8 protein-coding genes are annotated in these 6,557 nt (G+C 38.1%); 2 read left to right on the top strand and 6 right to left on the bottom strand.

Going from position 1 to position 6,557, the window contains the following annotated elements:
- Positions 1-132 precede the first annotated feature (132 nt).
- Genes ACF8D3_RS05100 through ACF8D3_RS05090 form a run of 3 tightly spaced genes read right to left on the bottom strand, consistent with a single transcriptional unit; the run spans position 133 to position 2,941 of the window.
- Positions 133-1,194 (bottom strand): DUF6670 family protein, encoded by a 1,062-nt coding sequence (locus ACF8D3_RS05100; protein WP_392470508.1) that lies wholly within the window; start codon positions 1,192-1,194, stop codon positions 133-135.
- Positions 1,195-1,211: 17 nt separating this feature from the next.
- Positions 1,212-2,045 (bottom strand): CDP-diacylglycerol--serine O-phosphatidyltransferase, encoded by an 834-nt coding sequence (pssA, locus tag ACF8D3_RS05095; protein WP_004876769.1) that lies wholly within the window; start codon positions 2,043-2,045, stop codon positions 1,212-1,214.
- Positions 2,046-2,083: 38 nt separating this feature from the next.
- The gene (locus ACF8D3_RS05090) at positions 2,084-2,941 is read right to left on the bottom strand and encodes a 23S rRNA (adenine(2030)-N(6))-methyltransferase RlmJ (RefSeq protein ID WP_019385705.1); all 858 of its coding nucleotides are present in this window, start codon (positions 2,939-2,941) and stop codon (positions 2,084-2,086) included.
- A gap of 120 nt (positions 2,942-3,061) precedes the next feature.
- Here ACF8D3_RS05090 and ACF8D3_RS05085 point away from each other — a divergent pair, with 120 nt between their 5' ends.
- Both ACF8D3_RS05085 and ACF8D3_RS05080 read left to right on the top strand, forming a co-directional pair.
- Positions 3,062-3,685 carry a 2OG-Fe(II) oxygenase gene (locus ACF8D3_RS05085; RefSeq protein WP_061392256.1) on the top strand — a complete coding sequence of 208 codons (624 nt, stop codon included), beginning with the start codon at positions 3,062-3,064 and terminating at the stop codon, positions 3,683-3,685.
- A 64-nt stretch (positions 3,686-3,749) separates the two neighbouring features.
- A complete protein-coding gene (locus tag ACF8D3_RS05080) occupies positions 3,750-4,277 on the top strand; it encodes a hypothetical protein (protein ID WP_061392255.1) in 528 nt (175 codons plus the stop codon).
- Between the two features lie 25 nt (positions 4,278-4,302).
- Here ACF8D3_RS05080 and ACF8D3_RS05075 read toward each other — a convergent pair whose 3' ends face one another.
- From ACF8D3_RS05075 to ACF8D3_RS05065, 3 genes are all read right to left on the bottom strand, one after another.
- The gene (locus ACF8D3_RS05075) at positions 4,303-4,545 is read right to left on the bottom strand and encodes a DUF2789 family protein (RefSeq protein ID WP_392470505.1); all 243 of its coding nucleotides are present in this window, start codon (positions 4,543-4,545) and stop codon (positions 4,303-4,305) included.
- Positions 4,546-4,702: 157 nt separating this feature from the next.
- Positions 4,703-5,689: a malate dehydrogenase gene (locus tag ACF8D3_RS05070; protein WP_004876757.1), complete on the bottom strand. Its 987-nt coding sequence runs from the start codon at positions 5,687-5,689 to the stop codon at positions 4,703-4,705.
- Between the two features lie 167 nt (positions 5,690-5,856).
- Positions 5,857-6,543 (bottom strand): ribonuclease I, encoded by a 687-nt coding sequence (locus tag ACF8D3_RS05065; protein ID WP_171253977.1) that lies wholly within the window; start codon positions 6,541-6,543, stop codon positions 5,857-5,859.
- Positions 6,544-6,557 lie beyond the last annotated feature (14 nt).

Raw genomic sequence — 6,557 nt, 5'->3', positions numbered from 1 at the left:
CAAGAATCTAACCAATCTAGCCAAATCCTTGTTTCTCAACAAGTTTTTATCTGCATCACCGCCGATGGATGTGCATTCTACAGTATTCCTCAACGCTTGCAATACCTTTTCCAAAAACAATGTGACGAGCGTCTATTTTTTACACAAAAAAGGCTGTAAATGTGGAGTTTGGTCTATAATTTGATCTGTTTTATCTTTTTCTTGCCAATGCAAAGGACGACAATCGACATATTCACAGTACCCCGTGCCTTGATATGTTTCATTATTCAGAAGCAACTCATAAGTAAAACTTCCCACATACCCTGCTGCCAATCCAAATTTATAATCACCTCTACTCTGTGCTTGAAGTTGGAAAATGATTTGATCATCTTCCTGATATTGCCAGACAAATACGCGAGGTAAATACATTTCACGTCCATTAGGTGTTTGTATTTTTGGATAAACTCGAGTTACATCAAAAATCACTTTATCTTGATAAAGTCGTGTTTCTTTCTCTTTTGACTGAATTTCAATTCTTGAAAAAACAATATTGTTCCATTGGTTTCTCAACTCAGAGAGAATGATTTGCAAATCATTATTAATTTGAATGATTTGATAAGTAAAAAAATGAAATGCAATAAAAGGTAAGTAGATTGCTCTCGCATGCTTCAAAATACCTGAAGCATTTATTTCATACTTTTGTTTTTTATAGGTAACCTCCCCCTCACAATGACAATTCACATACCAATAATCCGCTACTCCCCACTGTAAAGCAGAATGATTTTCAATTTCGGTAGAAGTTGTGACTTTAAGCTGACAACTGAGTTCATCATCTTTACGATTAAAATAATAATTCGGAAAATCAACTTGAATATGATCCACATCTAGAAACTGATAATGGTCAATATCTAATTGACATTGTTCTTTGGCACTATAACTTTTGAGATGCCCAATCGTAGACAGACTACTTGTAACAAGCACTGTCGCAGTATCAATTGCTGTCGTCGTTATTGCACTCGCGTTATAACAAATTGGAATACGAGGCTGCCCGATAAGGCTGATGAAATTAAGATAATGAAAGGGTTCAGGTAGGTTTGGCAGAATCAGTGCCTGATAAACGATTTTAAATAAGCCTTTAGGTGGATAAAAGGTTAAAGCATCTGATTTATCGAGGTTCAGTTGCTTTAATTGATTGTTACTCATCAATATTGGCATACTGAACCTCCGATTTTTTAACTTATTATTTTAGAATCATTTTTGTGGGCAAGCAGTGTTGTTACGAAACCTGAAAGCACATAGAGAATACAAACTGTCAGTATTCCTACTGGAATGTTGTACGTGATTGCAGCAAAAATCAAGACCACTGGTAACATCACAACAAAAGGTACACGTTTGCGGTCCATCTGTTTAAATGAATAGTATTTGATATTGGAAATCATTAATAAACCAACACCTACCATAATCGCAGCATTGATTATCTGAATCGTAATATCTTGCAAATCAAAAATGAATGGAAAATCACGTCCAACCCAAACAATTGAAATCACAGTGACTGCAGCAAGTGGACTTGCAATACCAATAAAGTAGCGCTTATCAACAACACCAATTTGGACATTAAAGCGAGCCAAACGGAATGCAGCACAAGCCGTGTAAATGAAGCTACAAGCTAGTCCGATACGACCTAAATCGTGCAAGCTCCAGCTGTACATCAATATTGCTGGCGCAACACCAAATGCCAATAAATCAGACAATGAATCATATTGCTCACCAAATGCACTTTGAGCACCAATTGCACGAGCTACACGACCATCTAAACCATCCAATAATGCAGCCAAGAAAATCGCATAAATTGCCTGATTAAAATTACCATTCATACTGGCAATAATTGAGTAAAAACCAGATAAAAGCGCAGCTGTTGTAATCAGGTTCGGCCATAGATAAATACCACGGCGTTTAACTTTTTGCCCTTCGTGCGTGTGCTCTTCTTCTTCTACTTCAAATGTGATTCCATCAAAAGAATGATCCTTTGTATTCAAATCAGAATCTGTTTTTGGAGAATTTGTCATTATTTTCAATTCCTCGAGAATATCTTGAGGTAGATGGGTTACTCACCCACCAACCAACGCACAGCAGCATGACCACCATTTTCACTCATGCGTAAATGAGGGAAAAGCCATTGTAAGGCTTGATCTGCATCTTCTGAAAATTTCCAAGGTGGGTTAATCACGAGTAAACCACAACCATTTAAACCAACTGGAGTATCATCTGGCCATACGCAAATTTCACAAATAAGCTGACGGCGAATACCTGTTTTAAACATTTTCTTTTCAAAACGTTCAATCATGGCACGGTCTTTAATTGGATACCAAACTGCAAAAACGCCAGTCGGCCATTTTTTATAAGCAGCTTGCAACAACTCTACGAGCTGAGGAAAATCTTTACGTTCAATTTCATATGGCGGGTCAATCATGACTAAGCCACGTTTTTCTTTGGGAGGAATTACACCAAGTAATCCTTCATATGCATCACGTTCGTGTAAACCCGCACGTTTATCACGAATGTTAAAATACAATTGCTGAAACACATCACGCTGCATTTCAAAAATAGTCGCTTTATCAATATCACGCATACCTTCGAGTGCAAACCAAGGTGAACCTGGATAAGCACCTTTACCTGAAACTGCACGCATATCTTCAACTATTTTAAGATATTGTTTTACACCATCAGGCGCATTACGCTTAATCGAATCGTCAAGCTTGACCAAACGATGGATACCCGTTAAAAATTCACCTGATTTTTGTGCTTGAGACGTAGATAAATCATATTTACCTGCACCACCATGGGTATCAATATATCGATAAGGTTTATCTTTAGCATTTAAACGAGCGAGCAGTTGAAGCAAAAGTACATGCTTCATAACATCGGCAAAGTTACCCGCATGGAAATGGTGACGGTAATTCATGTTGACAATTATTCCTCAATTCAGAAGATAGTTTAACATGAAAGAAAAAAGTATTCTTTAGCGTTGATGTGATCGTCTAAAATAGTAATGTTAATCAAACAGCTGTTTGATAGGAGCTATATGCAACAAACTTCTTTCTCCCAAGCCTTAAATGCAACCTCATGGAATTTAGATTGCGTCCTAGATGATTTAAATGAGTTTGGCTTTGCTTTTATTGATCATGTCTATTTACCCGAATATGTCACAGCCTTAGCTGATGAGTGCATATCGCATCTTGCCGAGTTTAGAGCAGCGGGCATACAAAATGGCGTTGTAAGTCATATTCGTAGCGATCATATTTTATGGATTGATGGACAGCTTCCTATCGCTCAGCAGCACATCCAAACGCTACACAATCTATCTCAAGCATTAAATCAAGCATTTTATCTTGGCATTAAAGAGGTTGAAGCACATTTTGCTTGTTATAACGCAGGCGAATTTTATGCTTTACACCGCGATAATCCACAGCAAAAAAATGATCGTATGATTTCAACTGTATTTTATTTACATGAAAGCTGGGAAGACAATTTGGGTGGTGAACTTCGCCTACAAGATAAAAAAGGAAACTGGCACATCATTCAACCTTTGCCAAATCGTCTTGCGATTTTTCAAAGTGATGTATTACATGAAGTCTTGCTTTCAAAACAACAGCGCTTATCGATTACGGCTTGGTTACGCAGTGGCAACTCGATTTGGAACCCTTAAACCCTTTAAATCACTAAAAATAGCCTTATATAGTTAGGCATAACTGATGATTTTGGATCAATACATGTCGAATGAAACTAAACAAGTGATTGCTCGGATTGGTGAAACTGACCAACTGTATTTAGAAAATAATACGCCTGAACTTGCTTTAGAGCGAGCTGACTTGCGCTTGCAATTGGTCATGTTGAGTCATGTTCGTCAGGAACAGCTCCACTTCTTACAAGAAGCAATTGTATTGCTAGAACAAGCGCGTATTGAATATGACGAGATGCCGCTAAGTTTATATTTAAACTTATCGTTGTATCTAGCCAAAGCATATATGATCTATTTTGAGCTGACCAAAGAACAGCGCTTTGCTTTGATTACGCAACAAATCCTAAAACCTTTGGCGCACCATAACCATTTAGACATTTATTTTTTCCTTGCGTATGCGTCAGCAGCTAAGCAAGAACAAGCAATGACACGCCATTGGTTACAGAAATATGTGTCATGTTTTGAATATGATCTAGAACTATTACAGGTTCACCCTGCTTTCAAGTCAGTACGGACGGAAGACTGGTTTAAAGCCCTGATTCAAAATAAAGCTCACTAATGTGAGCTTTATTTTTTATAAATTATTATTTGGTGCTATCTAAATGTAGTTGTTGATTTAGCTCATCAACTACAATCGCCCATTCATCATCTTTATCTAAATGGCTTTTAAGAAAATCACGTTGTCCCGCACTCCAAAACGCTGCTTCATGTAATTTTTGATCTGCACTAAGTTGATGTGCTTTGACAAAAGTTTCAATACTCGCCTCATTAGAATCAAGACCTAACTGTTCAAATAAAAGTTCTAGTGTAGGTTGTTGCTCAAACATTTTTTATTCTCCAAACTCATGCTTTAATTAAATTAATCTAAACATAAACAGTTATTCAATACATCTGTATGCCTATATTTTCTTGTAGTTTTTATGTGCACATACATAAAAAAGCGCCCGAATTCGGGCGCTTTTTCAATTTATCAAAAAAGATAAATTAGTTCACCATGTCAGCAACTGCTGCACGCTCTTCTTCTAACTCGTTAAGAGTGAAGTTGATACGCTCACGGCTAAATTCGTCAATTTCTAAACCTTGAACGATTTTGTATTCACCGTTTTCAGTTGTTACAGGGAAACCGAACATTACGCCTTCAGGAATACCATAAGAACCGTCTGAAGGAATACCCATCGTTACCCATTTGCCGTTTGTACCAAGCGCCCAGTCACGCATATGGTCGATTGCAGCATTTGCAGCAGAAGCAGCAGAAGAAAGACCACGCGCTTCGATAATCGCAGCACCACGCTTACCAACTGTTGGAAGGAATACATCTTTGTTCCAAGCAGCATCGTTGATTTTGTCTTTCAAGCTTTCGCCATTTACATTTGCAAAGCGATAATCAGCATACATTGTTGGAGAGTGGTTGCCCCAAACAGTCATGTTTTCGATATCAGAAACAGCTACACCCGCTTTTTGAGCAAGTTGAGTTAACGCACGGTTGTGGTCAAGACGTAACATTGCTGTAAAGTTCTTCGATGGAAGATCTGGAGCAGATTTCATCGCGATGTAAGCATTTGTATTTGCAGGGTTACCTACAACCAATACTTTAACGTCACGGCTAGCAACTTCGTTTAATGCTTGACCTTGACCAATGAAGATTTCGCCATTTACTTTTAATAAGTCAGCACGTTCCATGCCTGGACCACGTGGACGAGAACCTACCAATAAAGCATAGTCAGCATCTTTAAATGCAACTTTAGGATCATCAGTCCCGATCATGCCAGCCAATAAAGGGAAAGCACAGTCATCAAGTTCCATCATCACGCCCTTAAGCGCTTGTTGAGCTTTCTCAAATGGAACTTCAAGCAATTGTAAAATTACAGGTTGATCTTTACCTAACATTTCACCGCTTGCGATACGGAATAATAAGCTATAACCAATTTGACCAGCAGCGCCTGTAACGGCAACACGAACGGGTTGCTTCATGTGATATTCTCCAATGAGATGCGTTAGCACGATTGAAACATATTGTTATTCAATCGAATTATCATAAACGGCAAAGATTGTACTCTAAAGCGAACGCAGATGCATGTAAAAGAGAATGGATTTCAACAAAAGTCTGATAGAAAATACAAATAAAGGGCTAAAAAAGCCTAGTAACTACCTTTAATTGTAAAGTCATTTGGGCAACCCGTCACAATATGACTTGAACATTGCTTGTACTGACCATTCTTCTGATAACACACTCGAATTTCGGTTAAAACTGATTCAAACCGTGAAGACTGGCAAGTAAAACGAATGCCATTTGGTGGTAACGAAGGATTCAATTTTGTAAATTGTTGTCTAAGATTTTCTTTTTGAACATCAATCGTATTGGGACTTGTTAAATCTGATGGAACTTTTAAACGCTCAGCAAAATTAATTATTTTTCTAAAATATTGACTTGCATTCATGGGGACACATCCGCCAACCCCCTGCCAAAGCTGTACGCGAGCATTTTCATCAGGCATCACACGCGCCACGACTTTGGCTTGTAGCGGTGAAAGTTTCGCAGAACTTTTAGTTTCACACTCACGCCCTACTGGGACTTCAGGTAGCAAACTCGAAATCGTAAGTGAGTAACCTTCTAAACACTTACGTTGTTTTTGTCTTGTTGAATCAAACGAACAAACCGCAGGCGTCATTTGAATATGCATGACATAACCTGCTATATCGGCATTGTCGGCTGCATATAATGGCGCACCAAATGAGAGAGCGAGATAACAGATCAATGTCTGTAACACGCTACGCATTTGGAACTTGAATGTGTTTATCGCTTTCATCAAATACAAAAACTTCATTGTTTTAAATTCAA

It is taken from the genome of Acinetobacter sp. YQ_14 (genome assembly GCF_043102985.1).
In the GTDB taxonomy this organism is placed as follows: domain Bacteria; phylum Pseudomonadota; class Gammaproteobacteria; order Pseudomonadales; family Moraxellaceae; genus Acinetobacter; species Acinetobacter venetianus.
Note: the sequence above shows the minus strand (reverse complement) of the source record. Positions and strands in the feature narration are given on the sequence as shown.